Raw genomic sequence first — 606 nt, forward strand, 5'->3', positions numbered from 1 at the left:
ACCGTCTTCGCCCCGACCAACGACGCGTTCGCCAAGATCCCGAAGGCCGACCTCGACAAGGTCCTCGCGGACAAGGCCATGCTGACCAAGATCCTCACCTACCACGTCGTGGGCCAGAAGCTGGCTCCGCGCCAGCTGGAGAACGGCTCCTTCGACACCCTGGAGACCGGCAAGATCACGACGGCCGGTTCCGGTGAGGCCTACAAGGTCAACGGCACCTCGTCCGTCGTCTACGGCAACGTGCCCACGGCCAACGCGACCGTCTACATCGTCGACACCGTCCTGATGCCGAAGTAGTACGGCCGGCGCGCACGCGCCCCGAGCGGCGCACCTGAACGGACGCTGCGCGGTCCCGGGGAATGGGCCGCGCAGCGTCCTTCGTTCGGCTCCGAGCCGGGCGGGCGCGGCCCCGGGCCGTCAGGCGATCCGGTCGGCGGGCCGTCCGGCGGCCCGGGCCGCCGCGTGCAGGGAGCGCAGGGCGAGCAGGAGCACGCCCACGTCGTCGAGGTAGACCGGGTCGGGGATCAGGTCCACCGGTGAGATGGTGTAGACGACGGCGACCCAGAACAGGGCCTTGTCGCGCAGCGGGATCCCGGCGTCCAGCAG

2 protein-coding genes are annotated in these 606 nt (G+C 70.6%); one reads left to right on the forward strand and one right to left on the reverse strand.

What is annotated here, in order from left to right; translation table 11 throughout:
* A partial coding sequence (locus G3I71_RS45670; protein WP_164324838.1) for a fasciclin domain-containing protein occupies nt 1-297 on the forward strand: 297 nt, incomplete at its 5' end.
* Nucleotides 298-417: 120 nt separating this feature from the next.
* On the opposite strand, the gene G3I71_RS45675 is transcribed toward G3I71_RS45670, so the two are convergent.
* On the reverse strand, nt 418-606 hold a 189-nt coding region (locus tag G3I71_RS45675), incomplete at its 5' end, for a DUF1232 domain-containing protein (protein ID WP_164324840.1).

The organism is Streptomyces sp. SID12501 (assembly GCF_010550245.1).
Lineage (GTDB): Bacteria > Actinomycetota > Actinomycetes > Streptomycetales > Streptomycetaceae > Streptomyces.